We start from the raw sequence: 16,974 nt of genomic DNA, 5'->3' as shown, positions 1-16,974 counted from the left end.
TGTCGCATCCCGGACGATGGCATAGATCCCAAACGCTATCCACTCTTCATGGCCCAAGTCGTCTTGCAGGAGTTGATAGAGTCCCTGCAATGGACTCCGGGAGCCAAGCCATGCTGATAGCCCTGCACAAGAACGCCCGCACCACACCCGCCGTGCGCGCCGAGATAGCAGCCAGTAATGAAACCGCCAGCGTGCTGGCCCAGCGCTTTGGCATCACCGACCAGACGGTCTACAAGTGGAAGAAGCGCGATGTGTTCGGAGATCGCTCGCACACAGCCCATCGCCTGCAGACGGTGCTCACGCCCGCACAAGAGAGCGTGGTACTCCACTTGCGCCGCACCTTGTTGTTGCCCCTGGATGACTTGCTGGCGGTCACTCGGGAATTCATCTGTGCCGATGTCTCTCGCTCGGGCCTGGACCGGTGCCTGCGCCGACATGGGGCTGGCAACCTCAACGACCTCAAGCCCCGGGAGCCTGCTGTCGCCCACAAGGCCTTCAAGAGCTACGCGCCCGGCTATGTGCACATGGATGTGAAGTACCTGCCCCAGATGCAGGACCAATCGCAACGGCGCTATCTGTTCGTGGCCATCGACCGGGCCACCCGCTGGGTGTTCGTGCAGTGCAAAACCAACAAGACAGCGGCCAATGCAAAGGCCTTTCTGAGCGCACTGCACAAGGCCTGTCCGATCAAGATCAACAAACTGCTGACCGGACAATGGCAAGGAGTTCACGGACCGCCTGTTTGCCAGCAAGGAGCGTGAGCCCAGTGGCGACCACGAGTTCGATCAACTGTGCCAGGAACTGGGCATCGAACACCGGCTGACCAAGCCCAGGACGCCCAGAACCAATGGCATGGCGGAGCGATTCAACGGGCGCATCGCCGATGTGCTCAAAACACAGTCGCCGGCCAGTGCGTGCACTGGCGCGAATGCGCTGGCAGCGGATGCAGCGATCACGACAACACGCTGATGCACGCTCATCGCTGCACACCTGCGTGCGCCGCCGAGGTCATGCCGAGTTGGCGCATGCACCAGGCCACCAGCGGCGCCTCTTCCAGCGGTGGCGAATACAGATAGCCCTGCACCATGTCGCAGCCGTAACCGCGCAACAGCGCCAGCGCGGTGGCGTTCTCGACGCCTTCAGCGATGACGCTCAGGCCCAGGTTGTGCCCTAGATCGATCGTGCTGCGGACAATGAAGGCATCGTCGGTGCCTTCGGCCAACTGCATGACGAAACTCTTGTCGATCTTCAATTCGTTCACCGGCATGCGCTTGAGTTGGGCCAACGAGGAATAGCCGGTACCGAAGTCGTCGATGGACAGACGTACGCCCACGCCGCGTAACTGATGCAGCATGTGCAGCGCGAATTCGACATCGCGCATCAAGGCGCTTTCGGTCAATTCCAGCGTGACCGACTGCGCCGGCACGGCGTGATGCTCCAGACGGCCGCGCACGAAGTCGGGCAAGCCGGGATCGGACAGGTCGAGCGCGGACAAATTGATTGCCATGCCGAGCACTAGCCCTTGCTCGCGCCATTGCGCCTGGCAGCGCAGCGCTTCGTCCAGCACGAAGCGGGTGAGTGGGTGGATCACGCCGGCGTGCTCGGCCAGCGGAATGAATTCGTCCGGGCCGATCGGGCCGAGCACCGGGTGATGCCAGCGCACCAGTACTTCGACCTGCTCGACCTGATCGCTGCGCAGACAGATCTTGGGTTGGAAGCGCAAGGTGAGTTCGTTTGCGCCAATGGCCTGACGCAGATCGCCAGTGAGACGCAAACGCCGCAGATGCTGTTCGTCCTGGCCCAGGCGATAGACGCTGGCGCCAATGGCGCTTGTGGTGCCGACTTGGCGGCGCGCGATATCGGCGCGGCGCAACAAGGTATCCGGATCGGCGCCATGCTCGGGAATCAGCGCGATGCCGATGCTAGCTTCGAGCTGAATACGCGCCTGCGGCAATACCAGCGGGCGACGCAGCTGCAGCAGCAGGCGCTGCGCATCCTGCTGCACGCTGACCGCATCGGCTTGCGCCACCACCACCATGAATTCATCGCTGCCCAGCCGACCGACTAGATTGGGCTCCTGCACGACCTCCACCAACCGGCGACCGGCCTCCACCAACACCTGGTCGGCGAAGTCGTGGCCCAGGCTGTCGTTAAGTTCCTTGAAACGCTCCAGATCCAGGATCAGCACCGCGGCGGTGCCTCCGGCTGCCACGGTCTGCTCCACCACCTCCTTCAACCGCTCCAGCAACCAGATCCGGTTGGGCAGGCCGGTCAAGGCGTCGTGGCGGGCCTGATGCAGGATGTGCTGCTCGCGGCTGGCGATCTGGTGCTGCATGCGCCCGAAACTGTCGGCCAGCTCGGCAAGTTCGCGGCCAGGCGGCACCTGCACGGCGGTGTAGTAATCGCCGCGCTGGATGCGCCGCGCGGCCTGTACCAGTTGTGCGACTGGTTTGCTCACGCTGCGTGCGAGAAAAATCGCCACAACCAGTGCGGCAACAGTGGCTAACCCGGCCAGCAGCAGGATGCGCAGCTTGAGAACGCGATACGGCGCGACAACGCGATCCAGCGATGCCTGCAACGCGACCCGCATGTGGCTGTCGCCTTGGATCGCTTGCAGCCTGACCAGATAGCGCGACTGGCCCAACGTCAACGGGATCGATACAGCCGGCAGCTTCTTCGCCGCGGCCAGTTGTTGCGCAAATTCGGCGCGCGCCGATGGCGCCATCGTGGAGGCCAGCACGCGCAGCGGCGGGCCATCGGTGAAGAAGGTGGCATCCAGCCCGGTGGTGCTGCGGAAATCCTGCGCCAGGCCGTCGCCGGATTCGTTGCCGATCCCGATCCAGCCGACCCGGTTCGGCGCCAGTACCTGCACTACCGCCAAGCGCACGATGCGCTGATCCAGCGCCACCACACCCACTGCGCGTCCATCGCGCTGCGCCTGTTGCAGCAATGCCTGCACCGCACGCAGTTGTTCGGCTTGCGGCACGTCAGCCAGGCCGGTCAAGAATTCGCCATCCGGCGAGAGCAATAACGCGGTTTGCGCCGACATGCGCGCGGCGTGGTTGCGCAAGGCCGATTGCATCGTCGGCACATCGCCGCTGGCGACGGCCGCACGGAACCCGAAATCGTCGGCCAGCACCAACGCCGACTGCAGCAACTGCTCGTCGCGGCGCACGTTGATGCGTTGCCAGACCCCCTGCCCGATTTCCAGCTCTTCGCCCAGCTGCGCCTTGACGCTGCGCTCGGTGGCCACCTGCACGGCAAAAAATGTGAGCGCCTGTGTGGCAAGCACGACCAGCACCAGCAAGGCCGCGATGCGGGTATGCAGGCGCATCGACCTCATGGGCGCGGCTTCTTCGGGTCGGCGTTACGGAACTTGTCCTGCAGCGCGCGCGCGCGCGCATCCGGTGGCGCCACCACCGGCGCAGTGCCGGTGGTCTGCAAGGTGACGCGACGCTGCACCGCATCGCGCGCGATCACCAACGGCTCGCTGCTGGCAGCGCCCTTGATGCGCGGATGCCAGACGCGCAACGTGTAGTTGCCCGCAGGCGCCTCCAGCTGGGCACGGCCATCGCTGCCGGTCTTGCCGAAGTACGGTGTCTCCAGCACCACGATGTACCCCTGCATCGAATCGTGGATATTGCAGCCGATGGTGACCAGGCCAGGCTGATCGAAACGCACTGGCGCAGCAGTGGTGCCTTGGAACAGCGGCAGTTCGAAGCGCTTGACCGGCGAGAACGAGTAGACCTGATGGCGAATCTGGTCGTTGTTCGCAAAGCGCACCAGAGTCCCGGTGCGCACTGCCAGCACGAACTGCGAGTTGATCTGGTCCATTTCCACGGTCTTGCCCGCGCTCGGCGCAACCGGCCGCGCAGGTTCCAGGCTCACCACTGCATCGACCAGCACACCACTGGCGTCGGCGACGGTCACGGTGACCGACGCCGCAGCAGCCGTCCCTGCGGCGGCAGACGCCAACAGCAGACAGACCACACTTATCCGCTTGAACCACCGCATCCGCATGCGCCCTCACCTCGTGCAATCGGCAGCGGGCGCCAGGCGAGCCCGACGTCGCGCTAGGGATCAGACTGGGTTATCGGCGTGAGTGAACGCAATCTTTAACCAGACGCGAGCGGAATTCTCTGAATGAAAATGTGGCAATCGTCACCGGTCATGTTGCGGGCGCGGCTGTTCGCTGCGCGCCACGCGTTGCGACACGCGCTGGATTACTTCAGCTTGATCTCGCGCAGGCGCTCTTCCAGGAAGCCATGCGCCGTGATCGGCTCTGGGTAATGGCTGGGGTTATCGGCGCTGATGCACGATGGCAGCACGTCGATGAGGAAATCAGGATTGGGGTGGAGGAAGAACGGCACCGAATAGCGCGGCTGGCGCGCCTGCTCTCCCGGCGGGTTGACCACGCGGTGGATGGTGGACGGATAGACGTGGTTGGTCAGGCGCTGCAGCATGTCGCCGATGTTGACCACGATGGTGTCGGCGTCGGCAGTGAACGGCACCCACTCGCCATCGTTGGAGCGCACTTCCAGGCCGGCGGCACTGGCACCGACCAGCAAGGTGATGAAGTTGATGTCGCCATGCGCACCAGCACGCACGTTGGGGATGCCGTCGCTGGTGATCGGCGGGTAATGGAGGGGCCGCAGGATCGAATTGCCGTTGTTGGTTTTGTCGACAAAGTAGTCCTGCGGTAAGCCGATATGCAGCGCCAGCGCCGACAGCACGCGTGAGCCCAACTGGTCCAGTTGTTGGTACAGCTGGTAACCGCGCTCGCGGAAGCCAGGCACCTCGCTGGGCCACAGATTTGGCGGCATCACCGCGAGGTACGGCGAATCGTCTGGAATCTCGCGGCCAATGTGCCAGAACTCTTTCAGATCGAAGTGCTTGGAATCCTTGGCAGTTTCCACACCGAACGCGGTATAGCCACGCGCGCCGCCGCTGCCTTCCACGTGATAGCGACGCTTGGTCGCTTCCGGCAAGGCGAAGAACGCCTTGAACACCTCGTAGGCGGCATCGATGTCGGCCTTGGCGATGCCGTGATTGCGGATTCCGGCAAAGCCCCACTGCCGATAGGCCGCACCGAGCTCGGCAACGAAGGCGTCGCGGTCGGTGTCCAAACGGGTGATGTCCAGCGTGGGGATGCGCGCGCGCATACGGATGTCTGTCGTGGAAGTCGAAAAGATCGAGAGAAGCCTGCTGTCAGATCAACAGGCGATACAACAGGTAAAACGTCGCGGCCTTGGCGATGACCACGCACACGCCAATGACGATTGACTCACGCCGCGTCACGCACTGCACCCGAGAGCCGGTCCAGCGTGTCCTGCATCAGGCGCGCGTCGTCGGCTTCCACGGTCACGCGCACCACCGGCTCGGTGCCGGACGGGCGCAGGAACGCGCGACCACGCCCTTGAACGGCGGCCTGCGCCTGCTGCAACGCCTGTTGCACGTTGGCAGCTTCCACAATCGCCTTGGCCGCACCGCCATCCAGGCGCACATTGACGGTCTTCTGCGGCACCTTGCTCAGGCTGCTGAGCGCCTTGCGCAAGCTATGCCCATCGCGACCGAGCGCTTCGAGCACCTGCAGTGCACTGACGATGCCATCGCCGGTAGTGGCGCGGTCCAGGCACAACAGATGGCCGGATGTTTCGCCACCCAAGGTGCCGCCGCCTTCGACCAGGGCCTGATGCACGTAGCGGTCGCCGACCTTGGCGCGCTGGAACGGGATGTTCAGCGCAGCCAATGCCTGTTCCAGACCGTAATTGGTCATCAAGGTGCCCACCACGGTGCCTGTCAGCCGGCCACTGGCCTGCCACGAGCGCGCCAGCACATACAGCAGATCGTCGCCATCGACCGGGTTGCCCTGGTCGTCGGCCATCAATACACGGTCGCCGTCGCCGTCGAAGGCGATGCCTAGATGCGCACCGTACTCGCGCACCTTGGCGGCGAGATTGTCGATATGCGTTGAGCCGACACCGGCATTGATATTGAGCCCGTTCAGATCGTCCCTCCGACTGAGCCTGACTGAGGCAATAGCTCCATCAACCATGCGAGCTCCTCTTCGTTGAATGCCGGGAAATCATCCGCTGCCCCTGCGAAGGGGGCCGCATCTTGTTCCCACAGCACGGTGCTGGACGCTGCCAGGTCGGCAGCGATGGGCGTACCAGGATCCGGGAGGCCGCCCCCGATCCTGGTACGCGGGCGTTTTACCCTCCAGCTGAGGGGCAAATGCAGCGCATCGCGCTGTTCGGGAACGCGTACCTCGAAAGATTGCTGTGCGGAGGGGCCGGTGACAGCACGATCCGATCGGGACCGTTTACGGCTGCTTGCCCGCGTCTGATCTCCCTCGTGCATTGGGCTGGGCGCATCAAGGTCACGCTCCAGCGAATCGGCGAATGCATGCAAAGACGCCTGATCCGGTGTTTGAGCTGAAGTAGGGGACGGTTTGGCCCTTTTCATCCCTGATGCCTGGAGGATACGGTCCCAACGCTGCGAGGCTGGGGGGAGCGTTCCGCAGCGGGCTTCGAGTTCGGTGACGCCCACTCTGCGAAAGAGCTGTACCAACCCGTGCCTGCTCATCCCGAACTGCGTCATGGCGTCATCGAATGCTTGCGCTGGGTGGGAGTGGCTCTGGAAAAAACCAAGCACGCGCACCACGTGCGCGAGGTCGGCAACGCGATTGGACGTGCGTTCGGGGAGGTCGGCAACGCGATGGGACGTGCGTTCGGGAATGCGGCGATTGATTCTTCTGATCAATTCCGGCGCGTGCGGCAATCCCTTTTTCACTGCATCCAGGGCAGGACGTCCGCCGAGGCAGGCCAAGGCGACGAGGTGGTCGTTGGTCAACGCGGCCAACGCCGGATCAGGGCAAGATAACTGGGCAACAATGCTCTCCAGCGCCTGCTTGCCGCCGCCATTGCTGGCGATGGCCACCACCTGGTCCGGGGTCAGGCCATGGTCCTGGCACAGCACCGGCAACAGCCGCTGCACCGTCTCCAGCGCCTGCTTGCCGCCGTTATTGTTGGCGATGGCCACCACCTGGTCCGGGGTCAGGCCATGGTCCTGGCACAGCACCGGCAACAGCCGCTGCACCGTCTCCAGCGCCTGCTTGCCGCCAATATTGCTGGCGATGGCCACCACCTGGTCCAGGGTCAGGCCATGGTCCTGGCACAGCACCGGCAACAGCCGCTGCACCGTCTCCAGCGCCTGCTTGCCGCCATCGTGGCTGGCGATGGCCACCACCTGGTCCGGGGTCAGGCCATGGTCCTGGCACAGCACCGGCAACAGCCGCTGCACCGTCTCCAGCGCCTGCTTGCCGCCATCGTGGCTGGCGATGGCCACGACCTGGTCCGGGGTCAGGCCATGGTCCTGGCACAGCACCGGCAACAGCCGCTGCACTGTCTCCAGCGCCTGCTTGCCGCCGCCATGGCTGGCGATGGCCACCACCTGGTCCGGGGTCAGGCCATGGTCCTGGCACAGCACCGGCAACAGCCGCTGCACCGTCTCCAGCGCCTGCTTGCCGCCATCGTGGCTGGCGATGGCCACCACCTGGTCCGGGGTCAGGCCATGGTCCTGGCACAGCACCGGCAACAGCCGCTGCACCGTCTCCAGCGCCTGCTTGCCGCCGCCATTGCTGGCGATGGCCACGACCTGGTCCGGGGTCAGGCCATGGTCCTGGCACAGCACCGGCAACAGCCGCTGCACCGTCTCCAGCGCCTGCTTGCCGCCGCCATGGCTGGCGATGGCCACCACCTGGTCCGGGGTCAGGCCATGGTCCTGGCACAGCACCGGCAACAGCCGTTGCACCGTCTCCAGCGCCTGCTTGCCGCCGCCATTGCTGGCGATGGCCACGACCTGGTCCGGGGTCAGGCCATGGGCCTGGCACAGCACCAGCAACAGCCGTTGCACCGTCTCCAGCGCCTGCTTGCCGCCGTTATTGTTGGCGATGGCCACGACCTGGTCCGGGGTCAGGCCATGGTCCTGGCACAGCACCGGCAACAGCCGCTGCACCGTCTCCAGCGCCTGCTTGCCGCCATCGTGGCTGGCGATGGCCACCACCTGGTCCGGGGTCAGGCCATGGTCCTGGCACAGCACCGGCAACAGCCGTTGCACCGTCTCCAGCGCCTGCTTGCCGCCGCCATTGCTGGCGATGGCCACGACCTGGTCCGGGGTCAGGCCATGGTCCTGGCACAGCACCGGCAACAGCCGCTGCACCGTCTCCAGCGCCTGCTTGCCGCCACTATTGCTGGCGATGGCCACCACCTGGGCCGGGGTCAGGCCATGGTCCTGGCACAGCACCGGCAACAGCCGCTGCACCGTCTCCAGCGCCTGCTTGCCGCCATCGTGGCTGGCGAGGGCCACCACTTGGGCCGGGGTCAGGCCATGGTCCTGGCACAGCACCGGCAACAGCCGCTGCAGCGTCTCCAGCGCCTGCTTGCCGCCGCCATGGCTGGCGATGGCCAGCACCTGGTCCGGGGTCAGGCCATGGGCCTGGCACAGCACCGGCAACAGCCGTTGCAGCGTCTCCAGCGCCTGCTTGCCGCCGCCATTGCTGGCGATGGCCACCACCTGGTCCGGGGTCAGGCCATGGTCCTGGCACAGCACCGGCAACAGCCGCTGCACCGTCTCCAGCGCCTGCTTGCCGCCAATATTGCTGGCGATGGCCACCACCTGGTCCGGGGTCAGGCCATGGTCCTGGCACAGCACCGGCAACAGCCGCTGCAGCGTCTCCAGCGCCTGCTTGCCGCCGCCATGGCTGGCGATGGCCACGACCTGGTCCGGGGTCAGGCCATGGGCCTGGCACAGCACCGGCAACAGCCGCTGCACCGTCTCCAGCGCCTGGTTGCCGCCAATATTGCTGGCGATGGCCACCACTTGGTCCGGGGTCAGGTTCAGGGGGGCACCCGTCAGTGCATTGCGCCATGCATGCACTGCCTCCACTGCGGTCACGCCGCCACGTTTTGCAATCTTGAGAAGTTGGCCTGTGTCCAACTGTAACGGCGGACCTCTCAACTCCCCCGCCTTCGTGAGCAAGGCCTCCAGGGCGCGTGCGCCGGACCACTGTTTGCCGACGCCAACGATGTCTTCGTGTGTCGCCTCTGGCAACGCCCTGATTATGTCCTGATACGTGACAGCAACGGTCCCTAACGCTGCCGGGTGTTGGCTGAGCGCAACGATGTGCGCGTGTGTAAACCCATGGCCCACCAGTGCCTCGTGGTGCTGCGCCACTGTCGAACGCACCTTCGGTTTGATCTTCTCTTGCTGCTGCTGACTGTAGCCGAGCGTGCGTAGATCCACCTGCGCGGCCGGCGAAGCGTCGGAGGGTTGCGCCGCACGCCGTCGCGGGGCCGGCTTAGCGCGCGGCGGCCGCGCGGCAGTGACAGCGACACGCACGGTGGGTGGCGGGTCATCGGCTGCACGCAGACCCGATTGCACCTCATCCCACTCTGCTGGGGCAGCCGCTGTATGCGGCGTGCCGACGGCAGGCATCGAATCAAGAAGCGATGTATCAAGAAGCGACGGATCGAACTGACGGAGCAGATCGCTGAAGCTGCCCGCCGAGAACGCAGGCGAGGGCGCAGGGGGAGATGGCAGCCGGGTCCGGGACATCGTCCGCCGAGCGGGCAAGCCATCCAGGGGGCCGCCAGCAGGCGGAGCCCCCCCCCGATCTGCAGTCGGCTGAACCCTATCCGGTTGGGGTCCGGGCAGAAGCTCGCGGGCAGGACTTGGCGTGCGCGAACGAATGGGATCCATCCGGCGCGGCGCCGATGACCACCACCTCTGCGCCCAGCTCACGGAACAGCATGGGGGCGATGTGATAAGTAGCGCCATGTGCGCAGTCCAGCACCATCTTCAGCCATTTGAGGGTGAAACCACGCGCCACGCTGGCCTTGCAGAATTCGATGTAGCGGCCGATCGCATCGCGCGTGCGGATGGCCTTGCCCAGACGCTCGGATTCCACCGTGTGGAACGGCGCGTCCAACGCCGCTTCGATCGCCGCTTCAGTGGCGTCGTCGAGCTTCTCGCCTTCGGCGGAGAAGAACTTGATGCCGTTGTCGTAGTGCGGATTGTGCGAGGCGCTGATCACCACGCCCGCGTCGGCGCGCAGCGTGCTGGTCAGGAACGCGATGGCCGGCGTCGGCATCGGGCCGATCAGCTGCACGTCAGCGCCTGCAGCAACCAAGCCGGCTTCCAGCGCCGCTTCGAACATGTAACCGGAAATGCGGGTGTCCTTGCCGATCAACACCAACGGCCGCTTGCCACGGATCTGGGTCAGTACACGGCCGAGCGCATTGCCCAGGCGCAGCACGAAATCGGCCGAGATCACGCCCTGCCCGACCCGACCGCGGATGCCGTCGGTGCCAAAGTACTTGCGTGCGCTCATGCGGCGTCAGCGTCCTGCGGATGCGGCTGACGCATCATCATCGCGGTGAGCTCGGCAATGCGGTTGCGCATCTCGCGGCGGTCACAGATCTGGTCGATGGCACCGTGGTCGAGCAGAAATTCGGAGCGCTGGAAGCCTTCCGGCAACGTTTCGCGCACGGTCTGCTCGATCACGCGCGGGCCGGCAAAGCCGATCAGCGCATGCGGCTCGGCGATGTTGATGTCGCCCAGCATCGCGAACGAGGCCGACACGCCACCGGTGGTGGGATGGGTCAGCACCGAGATGTACGGCAGTCCGGCTTCGCGCAGGCGGCCGAGCGCCGCCGAGGTCTTGGCCATCTGCATCAGCGAGAACAGGCCTTCCTGCATGCGGGCGCCGCCACTGGCGGAAAAGCACACGAACGGGCAACCGACTTCCAACGCCACTTCGGCTGCACGCGCAAAGCGCTCGCCAACCACTGACCCCATCGAGCCGCCCATGAAGGCGAAATCGAACGCAGCAGCGACCAACGGGTTGCCCTTGAGCGTGCCGCGCATGGCAATCAGCGCGTCGTATTCGCCGCTGGCTTTCTGGCTGGCTTTGATGCGTTCGCCGTAGCGCTTCTGGTCCTTGAACTTGAGCACGTCGACCGGCCCGAGCTGGGCGGCGATTTCAGTGGTCGCGGTGTCCGGGTCAAACAGCGAATTCAGGCGCGCGCGCGCGCGGATCGCCATGTGGTGGTCGCACTTCGGGCACACCTCGAGGTTTTCTTCGAGTTCCGGGCCGTACAGCGCGCTGCCGCAATTGCTGCACTTTTCCCACAGGCCCTCGGGGACGCTGCGCTTCTTGGCCGGAGTGTTTTCGGTGCGGATGCCGGAAGGCATCAATTTGCTGAGCCAGCTCATGCGTGTATGAAATCCATGCAGGGCGGCCTGGCGGGCCGCAGAGGGACGACAGTCTAACGCGCCGTGGGAATGCCAAGGTAGCGGGCGTCATGAATGCGGGATCTGGCGCAGATACTTCGGGGCGTGTCTGGCAGGTCTCTCTGCGAAACGGATCGCGGGCTGCTGCGTCGCATTGTTGATGCAGCGCAGTGGGTTGGGTGCACGTGGCTGCGCTCCGTGCCCCCCCAGCTCACGCTTGCCGCGCGCGTTCCAAGGCACGCGCGCCGGCGGCGCGCAAGCTGTGCCGTCTCGCCCTGGTGAGAGCGAGACGTTGGCTTCTACGCTTGGTCGAGGGCTTGGCGCAAGGGGGCCAGGAAGGCCTCTGCGCGTTCGCGAGCGCTGCGGACGTCGTCGGCTTCGGCCAGGGCGGCAACCAGAGCACTGCCGACCACCACGCCGTCCGCATCCACCGCCATGGCGGCAGCGCTGGCGGCGTCCTTGATGCCGAAGCCGGCCACCACCGGCGCGCCGGCACGCTGACGCAGTTGGCGCAGGCGGTCGCTGGCGGCGTGGGTGTCGAGCAGGTTGGAGGCGCCGGTGACGCCAGCAAAACTGACGTAATACAGATAGCCCTGCGCAGTGCTGCACAGCATGTCCAGGCGCTGCTCACTGGTGGTGGGCGATGCCAGTGCGATCAGCGCCAGCCCGACCTCGGTGAAGATGGCGCGCGTTTCATCGGCTTCCTCCGGCGGCAGATCGACCAGCAGCAGGCCGTCCACGCCGGCGGCGACAGCCGCTTCGGCGAAGCGCCGCGTGCCATGGATCTCGATCGGGTTGAGGTAGCCCATCAACACCACCGGCGTGGCGGCGTCTTCGCGGCGGAACTCGTGCACCGCTTCCAACACGTACGCAAGGCCGGCACCGCGTCCCAGCGCGCGCTCGGAGCTGCGCTGGATGGTGGGGCCGTCCGCCATCGGGTCGGAGAACGGCACACCGAGCTCGATGACATCGGCGCCGGCGCGCACCAGCGCGTGCATGACGGGCACAGTGGCTTCCAGCGACGGGTCGCCGGCGGTGATGAAGGGGATCAGTGCCTTGCGACCGTTGGCACGCAGCTCGGCGAAGCGGAAATCGATACGACGCATGAAATCACTCGAATCAAGGGGGGGAGGAAAGCCAGCCGCCATGTCACGTCAGGTGGCAAAGAAATAACGCATCAGCGCAAAGCACAGCGCAAACAGGTAGCCGTAGGAAAATCGATCAATGCGGAATACCGGGTCGCCACGACGCGCACGCCACGCCCCAAGGGCAGCAGCCCGCCAGCGGCCAGCGGCGCGATCACCACCGCTGTCAGGCGCGCGCCATGGGTCGCGGTGAAGTGCTTCGGCAGCAACCAGAGACTGACGCCACCCAGCAATGCACCCAGAATCGCGTAGCCGACTGCCGCCAAGGCCGGCGAGTGCCCGCGCTCGAACGATGCGGCGACCCAGTGCAGGCCAAGTTCGATCATCAGCTCGGCCACCAACTGGATGAACCCTTCGAGCATCGACGCGTCCCTGCCATCCGGTTAGAGAAGTAGCCGCAGCCACGCTACAGCGCGAGCCCCTCGCGCGCCGCGATGGTATGCACATCCTTGTCGCCACGCCCAGACAGGTTGCACAACACCAACGCGTCTTTCGGCAGCTCGCGCGCGAGCTTGATCGACTGCGCCACCGCATGGCTGGATTCAAGTGCGGCCAGGATGCCTTCGGTATGCGCAAGCAGATGGAACGCGGCCATCGCCTCGTCGTCGGTAATGCCCTGATACACCGCGCGGCCGCTGTCGGACAGAAACGCATGCTCCGGACCCACGCCGGGGTAATCCAGGCCGGCAGAGATCGAATGGGTTTCGGTGATCTGGCCATCGTCGTCGCAAATCACATAGGTGCGATTGCCATGCAACACACCGGGGCGCCCTGCGGCGATCGATGCCGCATGGCGGCCGGTAGCGATGCCGTCGCCGGCCGCCTCGGCGCCATAGATCTTGACGCCCGGGTCGTTGAGGAAGGCATGGAACAGGCCGATCGCATTGCTACCGCCACCGACGCAGGCGCTGATCGCATCCGGCAGACGGCCGTAGTCTTCCAGCATCTGCGCGCGCGACTCGCGGCCGACAATCGCGTTGAAGTCACGCACCATGCGCGGATACGGGTCAGGGCCGGCCACGGTGCCGATGATGTAGAAGGTGTCGCGCACGTTGGTGACCCAGTCGCGCATCGCTTCGTTGAGCGCGTCCTTGAGCGTGGCCGAACCGGAGGTCACCGGGATCACCGTCGCACCGAGCAGCTTCATGCGATAGACGTTGATCTTCTGCCGTTCGATGTCGGTGGCGCCCATGTAGACCAGGCATTCCAGGCCCAGACGTGCAGCGACAGTGGCGCTGGCCACGCCGTGCTGGCCGGCGCCGGTCTCGGCGATGATGCGGGTCTTGCCCATGCGGCTGGCCAGCAGGGCCTGGCCGATGGTGTTGTTGATCTTGTGCGCGCCGGTGTGGTTGAGGTCTTCGCGCTTGAGCAGGATCTGCGCCCCACCCACTTCACGGCTGAGCCGTTCGGCGTGGTAGATCGGGCTGGGGCGGCCGACGTAATGCTTGAGGTCCTTGTCGTATTCGGCGATGAAGCTCGGATCCTGCCGCGCTTGATCGTAGGCGGCGGACAGCTCCTGCAGCGGGCCAATCAAGGTTTCGGCGACGAACCGGCCGCCAAACTTGCCAAAGTGGCCAGCAGCATCCGGATAGGCGTAAAAGTCACTGATGGGCTGGGCCGACATGGAAATCCTCTGCAGCAATGCGTCATAAGAGAGGCCTCACTCTAGCGCAGCCGCGGCATGCGATACATCGATAAGATTGCCGCAACCTGTGATCTGGAGTCACATATGACTGTTTTGCTTCCTCCACTGGCGGCGCTGCGTGCGTTCGAAGCTGCCGCGCGCCTGCAGAGCGTCAGCCGTGCTGCCCAGGAATTGCACGTCACCCATGGGGCCATCAGCCGGCACGTGCGTTCGCTGGAACAGGCATTGGGCACGGCGCTGTTTGCGCGTCAGGGCCGCGGTCTGGTGCTGACCGCTGCAGGCGTTCGGCTAGGTGACGCCACCGGCGAAGGCTTTGGCGTGATCAGCCAGACCTGGGCGGCGTTGCAGCGCCCGGTTGCCGAGGCGCCGCTGGTGCTGGGGTGTTCCGGTAGCCTGCTGGCACGCTGGGTGATCCCGCGCCTGGGCCTGCTGCAGCACGACCTGCCTGACGTACGCTTACACCTGTCCGCCAGCGAACAGCCACCCGGCCCGGATCTGGACGGCCTGGATGCTGCACTGCTGCTAGACACCCCACCCTGGCCCAGCGAGTGGCAGGTGCACGCACTGGGCGTGGAGTGGATCGGCCCGGTGCTGAGCCCGCAGCTCGCGTCGACGTTGCGGATCGACGGGAATGACCCGACCACACTGTGTCATCACGCCCTGCTGCAGACGCGTTCGCGCCCGCAAGCCTGGCCGGAATGGGCGCAGGCGCAGGGGCTGGAACCCGAGGCACTGCGCTTCGGTACCGAATTCGAACACTTGGTGTATCTCCTGGAAGCCGCTGCCGCCGGGCTGGGAATCGCGATCGCGCCACAGCCGTTGGTGGCGGCAGACCTGGCGGCCGGGCGCCTGCTGGCGCCGTGGGGATTCACTGCCACACACGGCCGCTGGGTACTGTGCGCCGCAAAGCGTAATCCGGACCCACGCATCGGACGGCTGGCGGATTGGCTAGGCAAAGCGCTGGCGGAAGATCAGCACACGTCTCCGGCCATGGATGCAACGAAAATCGCGGATGTTCGGTGCAGCACTGCATCGCCAGCCCAGGGCTGGTGACCAGCATGTGTACCGCCAGGAGCGATGTATGCCGAGCGGAACGCCATGCATCGGCACAACTGGCAAAGACGCAAAAACGTCAGTCGCGGCTCGGCCTGTAGGAACGCCATCTGGCGCGCGATTGCTCGCCAAATCGCCTCAAATGGAGAAACCGCGGCTGGGTCCAGCGAGATGAGAACAATCTACGGGCAGGTCGCTGACCGCTGATCGTCATTCGGGATTCGGGATTCGGGATTCGGGATTCGGGATTCGGAAAGCATGCTAACGCTCGCGCACTCTGCTAACTATCCAAATCCCCGAAAAACCAGCCGCGTCAAGCACCTGCTGTTACGAATCCCGAATCCCACCCTCACGACATCTCGTGACAATCCGCCCGTCGCACTTCCTCAACGAACTTGCGCATCTTGTGGCCGTCCTTGATGCCGGGCGCCAGCTCCACGCCACTGGAGACGTCCACGCCCCAGGGCAGCGTGGCCACAATGGCGTCGAACACATTGCCGGCGTTGATGCCGCCGGCCAGCAGAAACGGCCGATGCAGACCGGTGGGCAAGCGCGACCAATCGAACGTTTTGCCGGTGCCGCCGCCCGCGCCTGGCGCATGGCTATCGAACAGGAAACCAGCGGTATTCGGATACGACAACTGCAGCGTGCGCGCGTTGGCGTCCTCACCGTTCACGCCGGTGCTGCCCATCGGTACCGCCTTCAGATATGGCAGATTGAAGCTACGGCAGAACGCGTCTTCTTCTTCTCCGTGGAATTGCAGCAGGGTCGGACGCACGGTGCGTACCACTTCGCGCACTTCTTCCTTGGAGTTGTTGCGGAACAACGCCACCACATCGACCATCGGCGCAGTGGCCTGGCGCATCGCGCGCGCCTCGGCCGGTGCCACGCGTCGCGGGCTGCCATGCGCAAAGATGAAACCTACCGCGTCCACACCCAGCTCGCCGGCCAGCCGGATATCGCCGGCGCGGGTCATGCCACAGAACTTGATACGGGTGCGGTACAGTGATCGATTCATTGGGTCACCTCAGCAGGCAGATGCCACTCTGCAGGATACAGAGGTCCGATGAATACCAGACCTTGTGGCGGCGCTGTCGGCCCGGCCACAGTGCGGTCGCGCCCGGCGAGCAACGTCGCGATCCAGTCGGCCGGCTGCTCGCCGGTACCGACCAAAATCAGCGAGCCCACAATATTCCGCACCATGTGATGAAGGAATGCATTGGCCTGCACCTGCACCTCCACCACCTCGCCGATGCGCTGCACATGGATGGCCTGCAAGTTGCGGCGGGCATGCAAGGCCTGGCACTGCACGCTGCGGAACGCGCTGAAGTCGTTTTCACCCAATAAGGCCTGCGCTGCCACGTGCATGGCATCGGCATCGAGCGGGCGACGCTCCCAGCTCAAGGTCTGCCGATACAGCGCCGGGCGAATCTGCCGATTGAGCAGGCGATAGCGATAACGGCGCGCGCGCGCGGAAAAGCGCGCATGGAAGTCAGCGGCTGCCGGCACGCACCAACGCACCGCGATCGACGGCGGCAGACGCGCGGTGGTGCCCAGCATCCAGCCGCGCGGTTCGCGGTGTGCGTCGCTGTCGAAATGCACCACCTGGCATTCTCCATGCACGCCCGCGTCGGTGCGTCCGGCGCAGACCACCTGCACCGGCGCATCGGCAACCGACGACAATGCCGCCTGCAGGCTGGCCTGCACACTCGGGCCGCCATGTTCGCCCAACTGCTGCCAGCCCTGGAACTCGCTGCCGTCGTACTCCACGCCCAGCGCGTAACGCATCGCTACCTGCCTCTAAGGAATCGATGAAATCCGCGCGCCGGTCATGCCGAC

Annotated in this window: 10 protein-coding genes and 5 pseudogenes; 2 read left to right on the top strand and 13 right to left on the bottom strand. The window is 65.3% G+C overall.

All coding sequences use genetic code 11. From position 1 onward, the window contains the following. Nucleotides 1-110: 110 nt before the first annotated feature. Nucleotides 111-897, top strand: a pseudogene (locus WJW29_RS05870) (IS481 family transposase); the annotation flags it as partial. A gap of 2 nt (nucleotides 898-899) precedes the next feature. Here WJW29_RS05870 and WJW29_RS05865 read toward each other — a convergent pair. From WJW29_RS05865 to trpB, 11 genes and pseudogenes are all read right to left on the bottom strand, one after another. Beyond that, nucleotides 900-1,031: pseudogene (locus WJW29_RS05865) on the bottom strand (DUF3034 domain-containing protein); the annotation flags it as partial. Then, nucleotides 977-3,343, bottom strand: a complete 2,367-nt coding sequence (locus tag WJW29_RS05860) for an EAL domain-containing protein (protein ID WP_011259756.1) — start codon at nucleotides 3,341-3,343, stop codon at nucleotides 977-979. The gene WJW29_RS05860 and the pseudogene WJW29_RS05865, both read right to left, overlap by 55 nt. Then, the gene (locus WJW29_RS05855) at nucleotides 3,340-4,014 is read right to left on the bottom strand and encodes a hypothetical protein (protein ID WP_011409066.1); all 675 of its coding nucleotides are present in this window, start codon (nucleotides 4,012-4,014) and stop codon (nucleotides 3,340-3,342) included. The genes WJW29_RS05860 and WJW29_RS05855 overlap by 4 nt, the downstream gene beginning before the upstream one ends. Before the next feature lie 209 nt (nucleotides 4,015-4,223). Then, entirely contained in the window at nucleotides 4,224-5,162 is a 939-nt protein-coding gene (locus WJW29_RS05850) for a 2-oxoglutarate and iron-dependent oxygenase domain-containing protein (RefSeq protein ID WP_011259758.1), read from the bottom strand. A 122-nt stretch (nucleotides 5,163-5,284) separates the two neighbouring features. After that, nucleotides 5,285-6,004: pseudogene (gene glmM, locus WJW29_RS05845) on the bottom strand (phosphoglucosamine mutase); the annotation flags it as partial. Then, nucleotides 6,004-9,759 carry a type III secretion system effector avirulence protein AvrBs3 gene (avrBs3, locus tag WJW29_RS05840; RefSeq protein WP_115840170.1) on the bottom strand — a complete coding sequence of 1,252 codons (3,756 nt, stop codon included), beginning with the start codon at nucleotides 9,757-9,759 and terminating at the stop codon, nucleotides 6,004-6,006. The pseudogene glmM (WJW29_RS05845) and the gene avrBs3, both read right to left, overlap by 1 nt. Then, nucleotides 9,755-10,390 (bottom strand): annotated as a pseudogene (gene glmM / locus WJW29_RS05835) (phosphoglucosamine mutase); the annotation flags it as partial. The pseudogene glmM (WJW29_RS05835) and the gene avrBs3, both read right to left, overlap by 5 nt. After that, the gene (gene accD / locus WJW29_RS05830; RefSeq protein WP_011259760.1) at nucleotides 10,387-11,274 is read right to left on the bottom strand and encodes an acetyl-CoA carboxylase, carboxyltransferase subunit beta; all 888 of its coding nucleotides are present in this window, start codon (nucleotides 11,272-11,274) and stop codon (nucleotides 10,387-10,389) included. The gene accD and the pseudogene glmM (WJW29_RS05835), both read right to left, overlap by 4 nt. Before the next feature lie 317 nt (nucleotides 11,275-11,591). After that, on the bottom strand, nucleotides 11,592-12,398 hold the full coding sequence (gene trpA, locus WJW29_RS05825) for a tryptophan synthase subunit alpha (protein ID WP_011409067.1): 807 nt from the start codon (nucleotides 12,396-12,398) through the stop codon (nucleotides 11,592-11,594). Between the two features lie 48 nt (nucleotides 12,399-12,446). After that, nucleotides 12,447-12,799 (bottom strand): annotated as a pseudogene (locus tag WJW29_RS05820) (hypothetical protein). Between the two features lie 44 nt (nucleotides 12,800-12,843). Then, nucleotides 12,844-14,061 (bottom strand): tryptophan synthase subunit beta, encoded by a 1,218-nt coding sequence (gene trpB, locus WJW29_RS05815; protein WP_011259762.1) that lies wholly within the window; start codon nucleotides 14,059-14,061, stop codon nucleotides 12,844-12,846. A 105-nt stretch (nucleotides 14,062-14,166) separates the two neighbouring features. Here trpB and WJW29_RS05810 point away from each other — a divergent pair, with 105 nt between their 5' ends. Next, nucleotides 14,167-15,135, top strand: a complete 969-nt coding sequence (locus WJW29_RS05810; RefSeq protein ID WP_011409068.1) for a LysR family transcriptional regulator — start codon at nucleotides 14,167-14,169, stop codon at nucleotides 15,133-15,135. A 349-nt stretch (nucleotides 15,136-15,484) separates the two neighbouring features. Here WJW29_RS05810 and WJW29_RS05805 read toward each other — a convergent pair whose 3' ends face one another. Together WJW29_RS05805 and truA are read right to left on the bottom strand one after the other, a co-directional pair. Then, a complete protein-coding gene (locus WJW29_RS05805) occupies nucleotides 15,485-16,153 on the bottom strand; it encodes a phosphoribosylanthranilate isomerase (protein ID WP_011259764.1) in 669 nt (222 codons plus the stop codon). Further along, nucleotides 16,150-16,923 (bottom strand): tRNA pseudouridine(38-40) synthase TruA, encoded by a 774-nt coding sequence (truA, locus tag WJW29_RS05800; RefSeq protein ID WP_011259765.1) that lies wholly within the window; start codon nucleotides 16,921-16,923, stop codon nucleotides 16,150-16,152. The genes WJW29_RS05805 and truA overlap by 4 nt, the downstream gene beginning before the upstream one ends. Nucleotides 16,924-16,974: the final 51 nt, after the last annotated feature.

The organism is Xanthomonas sp. JL1 (genome assembly GCF_038405005.1).
The sequence above is the reverse complement of the archived record's forward strand: the minus strand, read 5'-3'. Positions and strand labels throughout refer to the sequence as shown.